Genomic DNA, 15,429 nt, shown 5'->3' with positions numbered 1-15,429 from the left:
ACCGGTGCAATCGTATCTTGCACCGGTATTTTTGCTTCCGAATTAGAACGTTTCGCCGCCGCCTTCGTTTTCACCGCCGCCTTCGTTTTCACCGCCGCCTTCGTTTTCACCGCCGCCTTCGTTTTCACCGCCACCTTCGTTTTCGCCGCCGCCTTCGTTTTCGCCGCCGCCTTCGTTTTCACCGCCACCTTCGTTTTCGCCGCCACCTTCGTTTTCGCCGCCGCCTTCGTTTTCTCCGCCACCTTCGTTTTCACCGCCGCCAGAGCCGCTGCCTTCGCCCCCTCGGCTAGTGCCACCGCCGCCGGTGCCGCCGTTTTCACCGCTTGTGCCGCCAGATCCGCCGCTTGAACCGCCGCCTCCTCCGAAATCCGGGCTACTATCGACAGTCTCATCGGACGGACCATCTCCTGACCGCTGATCGCTTGGGCCGATCGACGCCGTCGGCAAATCTGAAAGCAAGTCTGCAAGTGGCGCACATTCAGCACCTACACGCGCCAGAATTTGATCGAAATCGTGCCGGCGTTGAATGTATCGGATCATACCCGATGTCACAGCGTCACACTCACATAACACCTGTGCGGATGCTGCGGATTGTCTGGCTGTTTGAACGGTACATGTTCCGGCTGCGAAGGCTTCGCCCGCGGGCGAAAACAAAAACGTCGTAGCAACAAAATACAGCGGGATATTGCGGGACCGGATACCCATTTGGAACTCCTCGAAACTCGATACTTTACTACGTGTTCATATGAACCACCGAAGCGAGTGTGTTTATGAACGACGTCACACAACTGGCACATTTTCACCTTAAACGGGTCTCAATCACAATATGTGGATTGGGTGAGTGATAGAGAATTAGTGCAACCCAAAGAAGAAAAGCTTCTCTTTTCAATTAAAAACCGGGCGTAGTGCCCGGTTGTCCGTTTTTTATCTTTTGTCCGTTTGGACGCAAAATTGCCACACTTGGGCAATTGTTTCCGATTGCGGCAGCGGTCCGCCGGGTAAATCAGGCCGACTTGGCCATCCGCTTGCGCTCGTGCGGGTCAAGATAACGCTTGCGCAAGCGCACCGCATTCGGGGTGACTTCGACCAGTTCATCGTCGTCAATATAGGCAATTGCCTCTTCCAACGAGAACTGAATATGCGGCGTTAGACGAACCGCATCGTCCGAGCCACTGGCGCGTACGTTTGTCAGCTTCTTGCCTTTCAGCGGGTTCACTTCCAGATCATTGTCACGAGAATGCTCGCCAATCACCATGCCTTGATAGACATCCGTTTGAGGACCGACAAACATCCGGCCACGCTCTTCCAGGTTCCACAGGGCATAGGCCACGGCTTGGCCATTCTCCATCGAGATCAGAACACCCGCTCGGCGGCCCGGGATCGGGCCTTTGTGCGGCGCCCAGCCATGGAACACGCGGTTCAGAACGCCTGTGCCGCGGGTGTCGGTCAGGAATTCGCCGTGATAGCCGATCAGGCCACGGGACGGTACATGGGCAATGATGCGGGTCTTGCCGGCACCTGCGGGGCGCATCTCGACCAACTCACCTTTGCGGGCCCCGGTGATCTTTTCGATCACGGCGCCCGAGTATTCATCGTCAACGTCAATGGTGACTTCCTCGATCGGTTCCAGCCGCTGGCCGTTTTCTTCACGGAACAGAACCTGAGGGCGCGAGATGCTGAGTTCGAACCCTTCACGGCGCATGTTCTCGATCAGAACACCCATCTGCAACTCGCCGCGGCCCGCGACCTCGAAAGCCTCGCCGCCGGGTGTGTCGGTGACGCGAATCGCGACATTGGATTCGGCTTCTTTCATCAGGCGATCACGGATGACGCGCGACTGAACTTTCTTGCCGTCACGACCGGCCAACGGAGAATCATTGATGCCAAAAGTTACGGTAATCGTCGGCGGGTCGATGGGCTGTGCAGGCAGGGCTTCTTCGACCTGCGGAGCAACCAGAGAATCCGCCACGGTGGCTTTGCTCATGCCGGCGATGGTGACGATGTCACCGGCTTCGGCCACATCGATAGGTTGCTGAGCCAGCCCGCGGAATGCCAATATTTTTGAGGCGCGAAAGTTTTCGATCAACGATCCGTCACGGCTCAGGGCTTTCAGGCTGTCGCCAGCTTTCAATGTGCCGCTTTCCACACGACCCGTCAGAATGCGGCCGATGAATGGATCGCTGCCCAAAGTGGTGGCCAGCATCCGGAACGGCTCGCCCTTATGCGCGATCTGTTTCGGGGCAGGAACGTGATCGACGATCAGATCAAACAGTGCGCTCAGGTCCTTGCGCGGGCCGTCCAGCTCCATATCCGCCCAGCCGGAACGGCCTGAGGCATACATGGCCGGGAAGTCCAACTGATCATCATCGGCACCGAGGTTTGCGAACAGGTCAAAGCATTCGTCCAGTGCGCGATCAGGTTCCGCATCCGGTTTGTCGACCTTGTTTAGAACCACGATCGGGCGCAGGCCCAGCGCCAACGCTTTCGACGTCACGAATTTGGTCTGCGGCATCGGGCCTTCGGCGGCGTCAACCAGCAGGACAACGCCATCGACCATGCTGAGGATACGCTCTACCTCACCACCGAAATCGGCGTGGCCGGGGGTGTCGACGATGTTGATGCGTGTGTCTTTCCATTCGACCGAAGTTGCCTTGGCCAGAATGGTGATGCCACGCTCGCGCTCCAGATCGTTGCTGTCCATGGCGCGTTCCGCCACGGCCTGGTTTTCCCGGAACGCGCCGGATTGTTTGAGCAGCTCATCCACCAGGGTCGTCTTGCCGTGGTCCACGTGAGCGATGATTGCGATGTTGCGCAGGTCCATGAGAGGTCAGCCTTTGAACGGGAAGTTGCCGCGCGCATAGCGCGGCGCGACAAAATATACCAGCCCTAACCGATGATCAGTGACCGGCAGTCTTGGAAAAGAGGTGAATGATCAGGATTCCGGACAAGATCAACGTCAACCCCAGGATCGCAGGCCAATCCAGCCTTTGGCCGAACACGATGAATCCGATCACGGCGATCAGAAAGATGCCCAGACCGGACCAGATCGCATAAACGATACCGACAGGCATGTATTTCAGCGTCAGCGCCATGAGGTAAAATGCGAGTCCGTACCCCACGACCACAAGGACGGACGGCCAGAACCGGGTGAATTGTTGACTGGCCTGCAAGGCCGTGGTGCCAATGGTTTCCGCAACAACAGCCAGCATTAGATACAGATACGCTTGGGGCATTTTGATCCTCGAAACAGGAAAGATACCCTCGCGTTGAGCATGAAACCGAAGGGGTGGGCAAGGCGATTTTTTGGGTCTGAGGATATGAGAATACCGTCTGAGGTCAGGTATACCTGACTATTCAGAGAATCGAATTGGTGTAGTCTTCTCAACGTATTTTATGATTTGTTATTGAGTTTTGAGTTATGACGACATTTTCGAAATCCGTAATATTTGCTGCGGGTCTGATAGTGGCGATTGGGTGGCTTGCTGACGGGGGGTCCGTCGAAGTTGAAGCAGCCAACATGGTTCAACAGTTTGATGGTAGTAGTGTTTTTTAAGCGCCACGTAGAGCTTAGCAGGGAAAAAGGAGCCGTCGGGCTCCTTTTTTCTTTTCTGCCTAGTGGTGTACAGCCTCGACGCTTTGGAAGTGTGCTGCCAGTTGCGGTTGCAGCCAATCCCACAGGCCAGGAGAACCTGCTGCAATCGCAGGCTGAACGCGCGCCTCAAGCTGGGCATATGTTACCTTGTAATCGACCCACGATCCGCCACCGGTTTCCAAATTCGCGATAGGTGTCTGAAAACGATCAACAGCTTTGGCGAACCTGGCGTCGGGGCTGTCTGCCGCTTCAAACTCGTGCCACAATGTCGTGAAGGTGTTGCATTGCGTGTCGGGCAGCAACCCGAACAAGCGCTTGGCCGCCGCTTGTTCCTTGGCTGCTTGCGCTGCGTGATCGACCTGCCCGTGGATCGGATTGTCGCCAGCGTCGATTTCAACGATATCGTGCAGCAACAGCATTTGAAGGACCCGATCAACACTGATTCCTGTGGGCGCATTTTCAGCCAGGACCCAAGCGTAGAGCATGATGTGCCACGAGTGTTCTGCCGAGTTTTCGAAACGATCACCCGCCATCAGCCGTGAAGCGCGGAGAACGGACTTCAGCTGGTCAGCTTCGGTCAGAAACGCCAGCCGTGTCGTAAACGCGTTGGCCTGCGTATCTGCGCCAGCCAGCAGGTTGGCGGCGTGCTCGTAGGCCAGTGGAAAAACCTTTTCCAGATAGGCGGCGCGACCGCCTTCGAGGTTTGAACGCGCTATGCCCACGTGATCCGGATCGGGGTTCGGGGCACACAGAACCTGAAACAGTGGCTGACAACGATCCAGAACCTTTGCAAACCGGGCGTCGGCGGTCTGATCCTCTTCAAATTCACGCCAGACAGCGTGAAACGCATCGGCCTGATCCTTTGGCAAAAGCCCAAACAGTTCTTTTGCTGCAGCTTGCTCAGCTTTGGCAACCAAGTTCCAGTCAGTCTCAAGGTGGATTGGATGGTCGCCGACAACGATTTCAACCAGGTCATGCAGCAACAGCATGCGTATGACCCGATCAATCGAGACATCCGGCCCTGCCAACGGGGCCATGACAAGGGCCCACAAGGCCAGATGCCAGCTGTGTTCTGCCGAATTTTCGGGTCTGGACCGGTCAAGCAGGACATTTGCCCGCTCGACCATTTTCAGTTCGTCGGCCCGTTTCAGAAACGCGATTTGCGCCGACATACGGTCGGTCATTGCTTTTCGATCGCCTTCTGCTTTGCACGATGCGCAGACAAGCGTTTGATCACGAACTGCCTGGCTTTCCGTTCAGCCAACCGAACACGAATTTCCGTCAGAAACGCCTCTTCCAGAGACTGAGACGCGGCCCCGAGCACTTCACCAACTTCGACAAAGAACCTGTCTTCGCCTGTCTCATCCATAACCTTCATCGTATCTTCGGCCAGTTTGGCGGCAAGAGATGTGATGGTGTCGGACATCAGCGGGTGTTCTCGGTCAGGCGGCGTTTCACATAGTCGCTGACATTGGTGATCAGCGTGTCCATGTGACGATCCTGAAAGAAGTGATCTGCACCTTCCACTTCGGTGTGCGTGATGGTGATTCCTTTCTGCTCGTGCAGCTTGTTCACCAGCGAAGTCGTGTCAGCCGGTGGCGCCACCCTGTCAGCCGTGCCGTTGATGATCAGGCCGGAAGACGGGCAGGGAGCAAGGAACGAAAAGTCATACATGTTTGCAGGGGGCGATACACTGATGAACCCCGTGATTTCAGGGCGGCGCATCAGCAATTGCATACCGATCCACGCACCGAACGAGAAACCTGCGACCCAGCAGTGTTTCGAATTGTTGTTCATCGATTGCAGGTAGTCCAGCGCCGACGCCGCATCGCTCAGCTCGCCCACGCCCTGATCATACTCGCCCTGGCTGCGACCGACGCCGCGGAAGTTAAAACGCAACACGGTGAACCCCATGTTGTAGAAGGCATAGTGCAGATTGTAGACCACCTTGTTGTTCATGGTCCCGCCGAACTGAGGGTGCGGGTGAAGCACGATGGCGATCGGTGCGTCTTTTTCCTTTTGCGGGTGGTAGCGGCCTTCCAGGCGGCCTTCGGGTCCGGGAAAAATCACCTCGGGCATGTGTGCTTTGGTCCTGTCTTTTTCGTGCCGATGCCCGGACATACTTGACGATAATCGTCGGGCACCTTAGAACGATTCTAATTATGTTGCTTGGCGCATACCAGCGCTGTCAGTCGGAGATACGCACTGGCAACGTCGGCGTCAATGATTTCGCGCAAATCCTGCTGAAAGGGGACATGGAATGAAGCTGTCGACCAAAGGGCGTTACGCAATGGTCGCCCTGGCGGATATTGCGCTCCAGCCGACGGAACGACTGGTGACGCTTGGGGAAATCTCCGAGAGGCAGGACATTTCGTTGCCATATCTCGAGCAGCTCTTCGTCAAACTCCGCCGGGCGGACTTGGTGTCTTCCGTGCGGGGGCCCGGCGGCGGGTATCGACTGGCACGCCCGGCATCCGAAATTCGTGTCGTCGAAATTCTGGCGGCCGTGGACGAAACCGTTGATGCGCTGCAAAAAGGGGCCGGAGCGTCCGGGGCCTCGTCCGGCAGCCGCGCTCAATCATTGACCAATCGGCTTTGGGAAAGTCTCAGCGCGCATGTCTATGTGTTCCTGCATCAAACCCGTTTGTCAGATGTGATCAAGAACGACCTCGCCCCGTGCCCGGCCGTTCCGAGCCTGTTTTCCGTTGTAGATGAATGATCTTAACGGGCGGGATATGAAATGAAGTCTGTCGGCAAAAAGATGTATCCATGAGACGTGTTTACCTGGATCACAATGCAACAACGACGCTGCGCCCCGAAGCGAGGGACGCGATGATTGCGGCGATGGATATCTGCGGCAATCCCTCGTCGGTTCATGCGGAAGGTCGGGCCGCCAAAGCTCTGATCGAGCGCGCCCGGGCCCAGGTTGCATCGGCCTTTGGGGCGGATGGGGCGGATATCGTCTTTACATCTGGGTCAACCGAAGGTGCCGCGCTGGCATTGTCGGGGCGCCAATTGCACGGCGCGGCGATTGAACATGACGCGGTAAGAGCCTGGATCAAAGAGGATCTTACGGCTTCCGAGGCCGGAGACGTGCAGGTAACCGCGCCTGAAATGTCGACATTGCAACTGGCAAACTCAGAGACGGGGGTTGTTCAAACACTGCCGTCCGGCCTGGCCGTGACAGACGCCACACAGGCTTTTGGCAAGCTGCCCGTCGCGTTCAACTGGATGAATGCACAGATGGCCTTGGTCTCGGCGCATAAACTGGGCGGTCCAAAAGGTGTCGGTGCCGTTGTGATGCAACGCGGAACCGATCTGGCGGCGCAGATCAAGGGGGGCGGCCAGGAAATGGGCCGCAGGTCAGGAACCGAAAATGTCATTGGTATCGCGGGGTTCGGGGCCGCGGCTGAAGCTGCGATGCGGGATCTGGCCAATGGCGTTTGGGAACAGATTGAAGAATTTAGAAATATTCTAGAAAACGCTCTTGAGGCCGCTGTAAAATCACCTATTTTTGTCGGGAAAGGGCGGCAACGCCTGCCGAACACCCTGTGTTTTGCTGCGCCCGGGTGGAAGGGCGAAACCCAGGTCATGCAAATGGACCTGTCGGGATTTGCGGTCAGTGCGGGCTCTGCCTGTTCCAGCGGCAAGGTTCGTTCCAGCGCGGTGCTTACCGCCATGGGATTTGACGAGGAAACGGCCAGCAGCGCAATCCGCGTATCGCTGGGACCTCGGACAACGGAAGAAGATGTGCTGCGTTTCGCCGAAACGTGGCTTGAGAAAGAGAAAAAGCATCGCGCGCGCGCCGCGTGATCTGACGGAGGGTAAGTTATGGCCGCTTTGGACCAGACCCAGGTGAAAGAGGGTGTCGATCAGGAAACCGTGGATGCGGTGCGTGAGGTCGGAACCTATAAATACGGCTGGGACACGGACATCGAAATGGAGTACGCGCCGAAAGGTGTGAACCCGGACATCGTTCGTCTGATCTCGGAAAAGAATGAAGAACCAGAATGGATGACCGAGTGGCGTCTGGCCGCGTTTGAGCGCTGGACCAAGATGGAAGAACCGAAATGGGCCATGGTCACGTATCCCGAGATCGATTTTCAGGACCAGTATTACTATGCGCGTCCGAAATCGATGGAAGAGAAACCCAAATCGCTGGACGATGTCGACCCCAAGCTGCTGGCCACTTACGAAAAGCTTGGTATCCCTCTGAAAGAACAGATGATTCTGGCCGGCGTCGAAGGTGCTGAGGATGCTCCGGCCGAGGGTCGCAAGGTTGCTGTGGACGCGGTGTTTGACTCGGTGTCCGTCGGCACGACCTTTCAGGCCGAGCTGAAAAAGGCCGGTGTGATTTTCTGTTCGATTTCCGAAGCGATCAAGGAACACCCTGAGCTGGTCAAAAAGTATCTGGGCACTGTGGTTCCGGTGTCGGACAACTTTTACGCGACATTGAACTCGGCGGTGTTTTCGGATGGGTCCTTCGTCTACATTCCGCCCGGTGTCCGCTGCCCGATGGAGCTGAGCACCTATTTCCGAATCAACGCCGAAAACACGGGCCAGTTCGAGCGCACTCTGATCATCGCTGACAAAGGCTCGTACGTGTCCTATCTGGAAGGCTGCACCGCGCCCCAGCGCGACACCGCGCAGCTGCACGCGGCCGTGGTCGAGATCATTGTCGAAGAAGACGCCGAAGTGAAATACTCGACCGTTCAGAACTGGTTCCCGGGCGATGAGAACGGCAAGGGCGGGATCTACAACTTCGTGACCAAGCGCGCCGATTGCCGGGGCGACCGGTCCAAGGTGATGTGGACGCAGGTCGAAACCGGCTCGGCCGTGACGTGGAAATACCCGTCCTGCATCCTGCGCGGCAACGAAAGTCAGGGTGAGTTCTATTCGATCGCGATTGCCAACAACTATCAGCAGGCCGATACCGGCACCAAGATGGTTCATCTGGGCAAGAACACCAAGTCGCGCATCGTGTCCAAGGGCATCAGTGCGGGCAAGGCGCAGAACACCTATCGCGGTCTGGTCTCGATGCACCCGAAGGCCAAGGACAGCCGCAACTATACCCAGTGCGACAGCTTGCTGATCGGCGACAAATGCGGCGCGCATACGGTTCCGTATATCGAGGTCAAGAACAACTCGTCCCGCGTTGAGCATGAGGCGACGACATCCAAGGTGGATGACGATCAGCTGTTCTATTGCCGTCAGCGCGGCATGGATGAAGAAGAGGCCGTGGCTTTGGTGGTCAACGGGTTCTGCAAGGACGTTCTGCAAGCACTGCCGATGGAGTTCGCCATGGAAGCGCAGCAACTGGTGGCAATCTCGCTGGAAGGGTCGGTTGGCTGATGACGCGGGCGTCACGAAGCGGCATCCGGAAAGAAGACGTGCTGACCTGGCTGGGTTACGCGTTGCCGGTTCTTGGCGGTCTGCTGGGTATGGCTTACGTCAACATCAACCACATGGAATTCATCAACCCGGTTTGGGCGGTTGGCGGAGGGGCGATCCTGGGCTGGATCGTCGCGCGTCTGATCCGCAAGTTGCTGGGATAAGAAGGTTTCGGGGCCACGGTGCCCCCTGCGATACGCAAAAGGATAAAAAATGCTGGAAATCAAGAATCTGCACGTGAAGCTTGAAGAAGAAGACAAGCAGATCCTAAAGGGTGTGGACCTGACGGTTGAAGCCGGCAAGGTACACGCGATCATGGGGCCGAACGGGTCAGGCAAGTCAACACTCAGCTACGTGCTGTCGGGCCGCGACGGGTACGAAGTGACCGAGGGGTCCGCCACGCTGGATGGCGAGGATCTGCTGGAGATGGAACCGGAAGAGCGCGCCGCTGCCGGCGTGTTTCTGGCCTTCCAATACCCGGTCGAAATTCCGGGCGTGGGCAACATGACCTTCCTGCGCACCGCCGTGAATGCACAGCGCAAGGCGCGGGGTGAGGACGAGCTGTCCGCCGCGGATTTCCTCAAGGAAGTGCGTGCCAAGGCAAAGACGCTGAAGATCGACGCGGATATGCTCAAGCGTCCGGTCAATGTGGGCTTCTCGGGCGGTGAGAAAAAGCGCAATGAGATCCTGCAAATGGCCATGCTGGAACCCAAGATGTGCATCATGGACGAAACCGACTCGGGTCTGGATGTGGATGCGATGAAGCTGGTCGCCGAAGGTGTGAATGCGCTGCGCGATGAAGGTCGCGGGTTCCTGGTCATCACCCATTACCAGCGTCTGCTGGATCACATCAAACCCGACGTCGTGCATATCATGGCCGATGGCCGCATTGTCAAAACCGGAGGCCCAGATCTGGCGCTTGAGGTTGAAAACAACGGTTATGCCGACATTCTTGCCGAGGTGAACTGATGGCCTTGCCCGAAGTCAAACAAACCGCGACCGAGGCCCGGCTGTCTGCCTTGACCATGCCCGACGCGGGATGCACCCGCGCCGCGCGCGAAGACGCGCTGGCCCGTGTTCTGGAAACCGGTCTGCCCGGACGGCGTGACGAATATTGGAAATACACTCAACCGGACACTCTGGTCTCGCCAGACGCGCCTCCGGCTGCGGTGTTTGCCGATGATGAGCCGTTGATGTTCAGCGGACTCGACCGGCTGAACATCGTCTTCGTGGACGGTGAATTCAGCGCCGAAGAGTCGGACGACCTGACGCTGGAAGGCGTGACCATCGACCGGCTCGAGGATATCTGCTGCAAGGACATTCATTGGGCGAAAGACCTGTATGGCGTGCTTGAGACGCGCGGTCAGTCTCCGGTCCAGCGCCCGCTGGCGGCGCTGAACACGGCTTTTGCGTCGGATGGTGTGGCCATTCATGTCACCGGCAAACCGTCCAAACCGATCAACCTGATCTATCGTCATGCGTCGCCGACCTCGGATGCGATCCTGCACCACGTTATTCGCGTCGAAAGCGGGGCCGAGGCCACCATTCTGGAAACCGGTCCGGCTGCGTCACGCTTCAACAAATGCATGGAGATTGACATCGCCGACAAGGGCACGCTGCACCATGTGCGCGCCCAGGGCAGGGACCATGAACGCCGGGCCGCGACCCATATGTTCACCCGTCTGGGCACGGAATCGGTCTATAAATCCTTCACTTTGACCGTGAATGGCGTGCTGACCCGCAATGAGCAGGTCGTCGAGTTGACGGGCGATGACGCGGTCGCCCATGTGGCCGGAGCCTGTGTTGGCGATGGCGACTTCCATCATGACGACACGGTTTTTATCACCCATGATGCGGTAAACTGCGAAAGCCGTCAGGTGTTCAAGAAAGTGCTGCGCAACGGGGCGACGGGCGTGTTTCAGGGCAAGATCCTCGTGAAGGAAGGCGCCCAAAAGACCGACGGTTACCAAATAAGCCAATCGCTGCTTCTGGATGATGACAGCCAATTCCTCGCCAAGCCCGAGCTTGAGATCTATGCCGATGACGTGGCGTGTTCGCACGGCTCGACCTCGGGTGCGATCGACGAAACCGCTCTGTTCTATCTGCGGTCCCGTGGCGTGCCGGTCAAGGACGCAACCAACATGCTGACTTTGGCCTTTCTTGCCGAAGCGGTGGATGAGATCGAAGACAGCGCCCTGGCGGAAGAGATCGTAAGCCGTCTGGAAGGGTGGCTGGCGCGTCGTAGCTGATGGCCGTCTCGTCTGACATATTGGCCACATACCGAGGGCCGGGGCGCGTGGTGCGCCGGCTTCTTGAAATGGGTCAGCGGGAAGACAGGGCGCTGGTGTTTGTCATGGCGTTTTGCTTGGTGGCTTTTGTCGCGCAAATGCCCAGCCTTGCCCGCAAAGCGCATCTTGAAGGCGTCGAGCTGAACATGCTTTTGGGCGGCGCTTTGCTGGGGTCGCTGTTCATACTGCCGTTGTTTTTCTACACGCTGGCGCTGATTTCGTATTGGGCGGCGCGGATGACGGGCGGGCAGGGCACTGCTTATGGCGCACGACTTGCCCTGTTCTGGGCGTTGTTGGCATCTGCCCCCCTGGTCTTGCTGAATGGTCTGGTTGCCGGGTTCATCGGGCCCGGGCCCGCTTTGACAATTGTGGGTGTCGCTTGGGTTGCTGTTTTTGTCTGGTTCTGGTTATCCGGTCTGAGACAAGTACAAAGGTCCGCTGCATGACTATCAATTCCCTCGGCGCTCTGGCGGTTCTGACGATCAGAAGCCCCGACCAAGCCGCCCGCCAGCTGTTGTCCCTGAAACCGGGGCGGGAAGGGTTGTGGCTGGCCTTTGCGCTGGCAGTGGTTTTGAACTGTCTCGTGCAGTTGGGAATCGATTTGTCGGTGCCCGTGCCGCAAGGTCAAATCGCACCGCCTCCCGAAAGCATCCCCGTTGTTTTGCTGCGTTCCGCCGGAGCAATGCTGCTGAGCATCCTCGCGTTCTTCGTCGTTGGAAAAGCGATAGGCGGCAAAGCAAGCTTTGAAGATCTGATGGTCCTGACGGTGTGGTTGCAGTTCCTGCAAATCGTCGCCCTGGTCATGACCCTTGTTCTAAGCCTGACGATGCCGTTTCTGATGATGATGATGCTGTTCGCAACGGCGATCCTGAGCCTTTACATCACGCTTCATTTCCTGAACGAAGCGCATCAATTCGGATCCCTTTGGAAGTCTTTCGCCGTAATTCTGTTGTCAGCCCTGATTGCGGTTCCCTTCGTCCTGTATTTAACACCGGCCGCGCCTGTCTAGGAAAACCGTATCATGTATGATGTGCAGAAAATTCGCTCTGACTTTCCGATCCTGTCACGTCAGGTGAATGGCAAGCCGTTGACCTATCTGGACAACGGTGCGTCTGCTCAAAAGCCTCAGGTCGTCATCGATGCGGTGACCCGTGCCTATTCCGAAGAGTATTCGAATGTTCACCGTGGATTGCACTATCTGTCCAATCTGTCGACCGAGAAATACGAAGCTGTCCGCGGCATCATCGCCCGTTTTCTGGGGGCATCGAACGAGGATGAGATCGTTCTGAATTCCGGAACGACCGAAGGGATCAATCTTGTTGCCTATGGCTGGGCCATGCCGCGCCTGGAAGCCGGGGATGAGATCGTCCTGAGCGTCATGGAGCATCACGCCAACATCGTGCCCTGGCATTTCCTGCGGGAACGGCAGGGCGTTGTTCTGAAGTGGGTGGATGTGGACGCCGACGGAGGGCTGGATCCGCAGGCGGTGATCGATGCGATCGGCCCGAAAACCAAACTTGTGGCCGTGACGCAATGTTCCAATGTTCTGGGCACCGTCGTGGATGTCAAAGCCATCACCGAAGGTGCACATGCAAGGGGCGTCCCGGTGCTGGTCGATGGCAGTCAGGGCGCGGTGCATATGCCGGTGAACGTGCAGGACATCGGTTGCGACTTTTACGCCATCACCGGCCACAAGCTGTATGGTCCGTCGGGGTCGGGTGCGATCTACATCAAGTCCGAACGCATGGCCGAGATGCGCCCCTTTGTCGGTGGCGGTGACATGATCAAAGAGGTCAGCAAGGATCAGGTGATCTACAACGACCCGCCGATGAAGTTCGAGGCCGGAACACCCGGCATTGTCCAAACCATCGGCCTGGGCGTTGCGCTGGAATACATGATGGATTTGGGAATGGACAACATTGCCGCCCATGAATCCGGCCTGCGGGACTATGCCATGCAGCGCCTGAACGGTCTCAACTGGCTTCAGGTTCAGGGCACGCGGCCAGACAAGGCTGCCATCTTCAGCTTTACGCTGGACGGGGCCGGCCATGCCCATGATGTATCCACGATTCTGGACAAAAAGGGGGTTGCCGTCCGCGCCGGGCATCACTGTGCGGGCCCGCTTATGGATCACCTGGGCGTCACGGCGACCTGCCGTGCCAGCTTTGGTCTATATAACACGACGGATGAGGTCGACACACTGATCGAAGCGCTTGAATTGGCGCATGATCTTTTCGCCTGATTTTGGTTTCAAAGAGGGTGCAACAATCACGATTTTCAGTTGCACCCGGATTGGAACAAGGTTAGCTAACGGCCAAGGCACCTGTAGCTCAGCTGGATAGAGCGCTGCCCTCCGAAGGCAGAGGCCAGAGGTTCGAATCCTCTCAGGTGCGCCACCATCGCCAAATTTCTAAGGCTTTTTGGCAAAACAGGAACTTCTGCGCCGAATTGGCAGAAGTTCGCGGGCCACATGGCCGTCGCTAATGAAGGACAAGCGTCCTGCGCTGGTCCGAGGATATGCCGCAGAATAGCGTCATTCAACATCTGACCGGCCAGGAATTCTTTTGCTTTCGCGTTTTCGGTTTCCAGCGCCCGAAGCATCTTGGCTTCCGACAGTTCCAACCCGCATCTGCTGTTGAAACTACGAAAGGTGTCCTGGCTGATCCCCTCTCGGGAAATTTTCAACGCGAATACCCCTTCGGGCCATGGATAGTGTCTGCACGCCTCCGTTTTTCGCCCGCTTGCCACCACCCTATTAATCCTGACAATCATTTTGAGGCTTAACCCCTCAAGCAGTGGTTTTTTTGATGTACACTTTCCGAACGAGGCTGGCGCGCGTCAGCTCAAATGGAGGAAGGAATGTGAAAGTCATCTCTTCAAATAAGAAGCTGATAATCGTTGTCGTGATTGTAGCACTATTGGGTAGCGCGATTACCGGGGTTTCAGCTTCAAGCGTTTTAGGATGGATCGTGGTCGCCGTAATTCTGGCGTTTATCCTTGGAAAGCTGTCCGATGATGAAGAACCCGAAAGCGATGATGATTCAGAAAGCGACAATGCTTCCGGTTCCAGTGTTCCCACTGACGTCGGTGATGAAAAGTCTCGTGAGACCAGCAATTCCACTACGGCGACAGCATCCAGCAATGACACCGGAGGCGGTGATGCCGGCGGCGGAGGGGGAGACGCGGGGATGTAACTGGCCGCCCCAGTCAAACCCCTGTCATATAAGCCGAGATCGTAAAGTCGCTGTCTTAGCCGCGCCAGGTGCGGACGACACCGCAGTCCATATGCACGAAATTGGATCCGTAATATTGACCGACACCGCCGGCCCGGCATGACATAGCAGCCTTAGCCATCTGCGAGACGGAGCGGGAAGACAGGCGCAGGTCTGCCGCTTGTCCCTTCATATGAAGCGACTTCCGGGCGACGCCGCGAGAGCGGGCGCGGAGCATGGCGTTGGTCTGGGGGGAGCGATAGCCCGACAGCAACATGTAAGGTTCGTTGACATCCAGAAGGTTGTGTGATGCCGCCATGATATCAATCGTACGTAAATCGATGGATTTTACGTGATCCGTGCGCCAATCGCGCATGAAATGGTTCACTTCTTTGACAGCGTCCTTGATATATTTACCATCGACCCAATAAATCATGTCCAACCGTTCGCCCGTGCGACCGGAATACATGCGAATGCGACGGATATCGCCGCCGCCGCGCAAAAAGCCTGCTGCTTTGGAGTAGGTGGGTGCTGCTGCGACTGCTGTTGCTGCAAACGCACCCAATAGGGCACGTCGGGTCAAGCCCGAGGAACTGCTCTTGGTCATTTTTGTTCGTCCCGTACTGTTCCTGCCTGCGCACGATGTTACGCGCGCTGTCTTAATTTTTCCCATCCCAGATGCGGAATTTATGACACAATCGGATTCGACGGCCAAGAAGTGTTTCATAGTCACCTTTTCAAGGGGGAATTTTCGGCAGATTTTTGCGCAAATGTCACAGCCGAGCGCAGAATATTTGCAAGTGTGGGCTGCGCATCACCGGGCCGATGCAAACGCGCATCAGGCGACAATAGAAGCAATTCGGTAAGGAATTTGTGAATAGACAAGTCTGCGCAGTCAAACTCATAGTTGTTCGACGCACGTATCACCAACCAAGCCATTGATTCC

Annotated in this window: 17 protein-coding genes and 1 tRNA gene; 11 read left to right on the top strand and 7 right to left on the bottom strand. The window is 57.0% G+C overall.

Annotated features, from left to right (window positions below; all coding sequences use genetic code 11):
* Positions 1-42: 42 nt before the first annotated feature.
* From FIU92_RS22750 to FIU92_RS07710, 6 genes are all read right to left on the bottom strand, one after another.
* A complete protein-coding gene (locus tag FIU92_RS22750) occupies positions 43-705 on the bottom strand; it encodes a hypothetical protein (RefSeq protein ID WP_172978436.1) in 663 nt (220 codons plus the stop codon).
* Between the two features lie 298 nt (positions 706-1,003).
* Complete coding sequence (gene typA / locus FIU92_RS07730) at positions 1,004-2,821, bottom strand: translational GTPase TypA (protein ID WP_152458021.1); 1,818 nt, start codon at positions 2,819-2,821, stop codon at positions 1,004-1,006.
* Between the two features lie 76 nt (positions 2,822-2,897).
* Positions 2,898-3,233 carry a multidrug efflux SMR transporter gene (locus FIU92_RS07725; protein ID WP_152458020.1) on the bottom strand — a complete coding sequence of 112 codons (336 nt, stop codon included), beginning with the start codon at positions 3,231-3,233 and terminating at the stop codon, positions 2,898-2,900.
* Between the two features lie 379 nt (positions 3,234-3,612).
* Complete coding sequence (locus FIU92_RS07720) at positions 3,613-4,776, bottom strand: HD family hydrolase (protein WP_152458019.1); 1,164 nt, start codon at positions 4,774-4,776, stop codon at positions 3,613-3,615.
* Positions 4,773-5,018 (bottom strand): hypothetical protein, encoded by a 246-nt coding sequence (locus FIU92_RS07715; RefSeq protein ID WP_152458018.1) that lies wholly within the window; start codon positions 5,016-5,018, stop codon positions 4,773-4,775. Before FIU92_RS07715 ends, FIU92_RS07720 begins: the two co-directional genes overlap by 4 nt.
* Positions 5,018-5,671, bottom strand: a complete 654-nt coding sequence (locus FIU92_RS07710; RefSeq protein ID WP_152458017.1) for an alpha/beta hydrolase — start codon at positions 5,669-5,671, stop codon at positions 5,018-5,020. Before FIU92_RS07710 ends, FIU92_RS07715 begins: the two co-directional genes overlap by 1 nt.
* Before the next feature lie 181 nt (positions 5,672-5,852).
* On the opposite strand from FIU92_RS07710, the gene FIU92_RS07705 reads away from it, so the two are divergent.
* From FIU92_RS07705 to FIU92_RS07655, 11 genes are all read left to right on the top strand, one after another.
* Positions 5,853-6,311, top strand: coding sequence for an Rrf2 family transcriptional regulator (locus FIU92_RS07705; RefSeq protein WP_152458016.1), 459 nt, complete (start codon positions 5,853-5,855; stop codon positions 6,309-6,311).
* Positions 6,312-6,361: 50 nt separating this feature from the next.
* Positions 6,362-7,405 (top strand): cysteine desulfurase family protein, encoded by a 1,044-nt coding sequence (locus tag FIU92_RS07700; RefSeq protein WP_152458015.1) that lies wholly within the window; start codon positions 6,362-6,364, stop codon positions 7,403-7,405.
* A gap of 18 nt (positions 7,406-7,423) precedes the next feature.
* Complete coding sequence (sufB, locus tag FIU92_RS07695; protein ID WP_152458014.1) at positions 7,424-8,944, top strand: Fe-S cluster assembly protein SufB; 1,521 nt, start codon at positions 7,424-7,426, stop codon at positions 8,942-8,944.
* On the top strand, positions 8,944-9,147 hold the full coding sequence (locus tag FIU92_RS07690) for a hypothetical protein (protein ID WP_152458013.1): 204 nt from the start codon (positions 8,944-8,946) through the stop codon (positions 9,145-9,147). The genes sufB and FIU92_RS07690 overlap by 1 nt, the downstream gene beginning before the upstream one ends.
* A 49-nt stretch (positions 9,148-9,196) precedes the next feature.
* Positions 9,197-9,952: a Fe-S cluster assembly ATPase SufC gene (gene sufC / locus FIU92_RS07685; RefSeq protein WP_152458012.1), complete on the top strand. Its 756-nt coding sequence runs from the start codon at positions 9,197-9,199 to the stop codon at positions 9,950-9,952.
* Positions 9,952-11,232: a SufD family Fe-S cluster assembly protein gene (locus FIU92_RS07680; protein WP_152458011.1), complete on the top strand. Its 1,281-nt coding sequence runs from the start codon at positions 9,952-9,954 to the stop codon at positions 11,230-11,232. Before sufC ends, FIU92_RS07680 begins: the two co-directional genes overlap by 1 nt.
* On the top strand, positions 11,232-11,717 hold the full coding sequence (locus FIU92_RS07675; RefSeq protein ID WP_152458010.1) for a YIP1 family protein: 486 nt from the start codon (positions 11,232-11,234) through the stop codon (positions 11,715-11,717). The genes FIU92_RS07680 and FIU92_RS07675 overlap by 1 nt, the downstream gene beginning before the upstream one ends.
* Entirely contained in the window at positions 11,714-12,280 is a 567-nt protein-coding gene (locus tag FIU92_RS07670; protein WP_152458009.1) for a YIP1 family protein, read from the top strand. The genes FIU92_RS07675 and FIU92_RS07670 overlap by 4 nt, the downstream gene beginning before the upstream one ends.
* Positions 12,281-12,292: 12 nt before the next feature.
* Positions 12,293-13,513 carry a cysteine desulfurase gene (locus tag FIU92_RS07665; protein WP_152458008.1) on the top strand — a complete coding sequence of 407 codons (1,221 nt, stop codon included), beginning with the start codon at positions 12,293-12,295 and terminating at the stop codon, positions 13,511-13,513.
* 77 nt (positions 13,514-13,590) lie between these two features.
* Positions 13,591-13,667 (top strand) — tRNA-Arg (locus tag FIU92_RS07660).
* 465 nt (positions 13,668-14,132) lie between these two features.
* Positions 14,133-14,465, top strand: a complete 333-nt coding sequence (locus tag FIU92_RS07655; protein ID WP_152458007.1) for a hypothetical protein — start codon at positions 14,133-14,135, stop codon at positions 14,463-14,465.
* A 55-nt stretch (positions 14,466-14,520) separates the two neighbouring features.
* Here FIU92_RS07655 and FIU92_RS07650 read toward each other — a convergent pair whose 3' ends face one another.
* Positions 14,521-15,090 (bottom strand): DUF882 domain-containing protein, encoded by a 570-nt coding sequence (locus FIU92_RS07650; protein WP_152458006.1) that lies wholly within the window; start codon positions 15,088-15,090, stop codon positions 14,521-14,523.
* Positions 15,091-15,429 lie beyond the last annotated feature (339 nt).

The organism is Ruegeria sp. THAF33, assembly GCF_009363615.1.
Taxonomy (GTDB): Bacteria; Pseudomonadota; Alphaproteobacteria; order Rhodobacterales; family Rhodobacteraceae; genus Ruegeria.
The sequence above is the reverse complement of the archived record's forward strand: the minus strand, read 5'-3'. Positions and strand labels throughout refer to the sequence as shown.

What these genes read in the sequence shown, in the direction of transcription:
- FIU92_RS22750 (WP_172978436.1), bottom strand. Translation starts at nt 705, where the DNA reads ATGGGTATCCGGTCCCGCAATATCCCGCTGTATTTTGTTGCTACGACG.
- typA (WP_152458021.1), bottom strand. Translation starts at nt 2,821, where the DNA reads ATGGACCTGCGCAACATCGCAATCATCGCTCACGTGGACCACGGCAAG.
- FIU92_RS07725 (WP_152458020.1), bottom strand. Translation starts at nt 3,233, where the DNA reads ATGCCCCAAGCGTATCTGTATCTAATGCTGGCTGTTGTTGCGGAAACC.
- FIU92_RS07720 (WP_152458019.1), bottom strand. Translation starts at nt 4,776, where the DNA reads ATGACCGACCGTATGTCGGCGCAAATCGCGTTTCTGAAACGGGCCGAC.
- FIU92_RS07715 (WP_152458018.1), bottom strand. Translation starts at nt 5,018, where the DNA reads ATGTCCGACACCATCACATCTCTTGCCGCCAAACTGGCCGAAGATACG.
- FIU92_RS07710 (WP_152458017.1), bottom strand. Translation starts at nt 5,671, where the DNA reads ATGCCCGAGGTGATTTTTCCCGGACCCGAAGGCCGCCTGGAAGGCCGC.
- FIU92_RS07705 (WP_152458016.1), top strand. Translation starts at nt 5,853, where the DNA reads ATGAAGCTGTCGACCAAAGGGCGTTACGCAATGGTCGCCCTGGCGGAT.
- FIU92_RS07700 (WP_152458015.1), top strand. Translation starts at nt 6,362, where the DNA reads ATGAGACGTGTTTACCTGGATCACAATGCAACAACGACGCTGCGCCCC.
- sufB (WP_152458014.1), top strand. Translation starts at nt 7,424, where the DNA reads ATGGCCGCTTTGGACCAGACCCAGGTGAAAGAGGGTGTCGATCAGGAA.
- FIU92_RS07690 (WP_152458013.1), top strand. Translation starts at nt 8,944, where the DNA reads ATGACGCGGGCGTCACGAAGCGGCATCCGGAAAGAAGACGTGCTGACC.
- sufC (WP_152458012.1), top strand. Translation starts at nt 9,197, where the DNA reads ATGCTGGAAATCAAGAATCTGCACGTGAAGCTTGAAGAAGAAGACAAG.
- FIU92_RS07680 (WP_152458011.1), top strand. Translation starts at nt 9,952, where the DNA reads ATGGCCTTGCCCGAAGTCAAACAAACCGCGACCGAGGCCCGGCTGTCT.
- FIU92_RS07675 (WP_152458010.1), top strand. Translation starts at nt 11,232, where the DNA reads ATGGCCGTCTCGTCTGACATATTGGCCACATACCGAGGGCCGGGGCGC.
- FIU92_RS07670 (WP_152458009.1), top strand. Translation starts at nt 11,714, where the DNA reads ATGACTATCAATTCCCTCGGCGCTCTGGCGGTTCTGACGATCAGAAGC.
- FIU92_RS07665 (WP_152458008.1), top strand. Translation starts at nt 12,293, where the DNA reads ATGTATGATGTGCAGAAAATTCGCTCTGACTTTCCGATCCTGTCACGT.
- FIU92_RS07650 (WP_152458006.1), bottom strand. Translation starts at nt 15,090, where the DNA reads ATGACCAAGAGCAGTTCCTCGGGCTTGACCCGACGTGCCCTATTGGGT.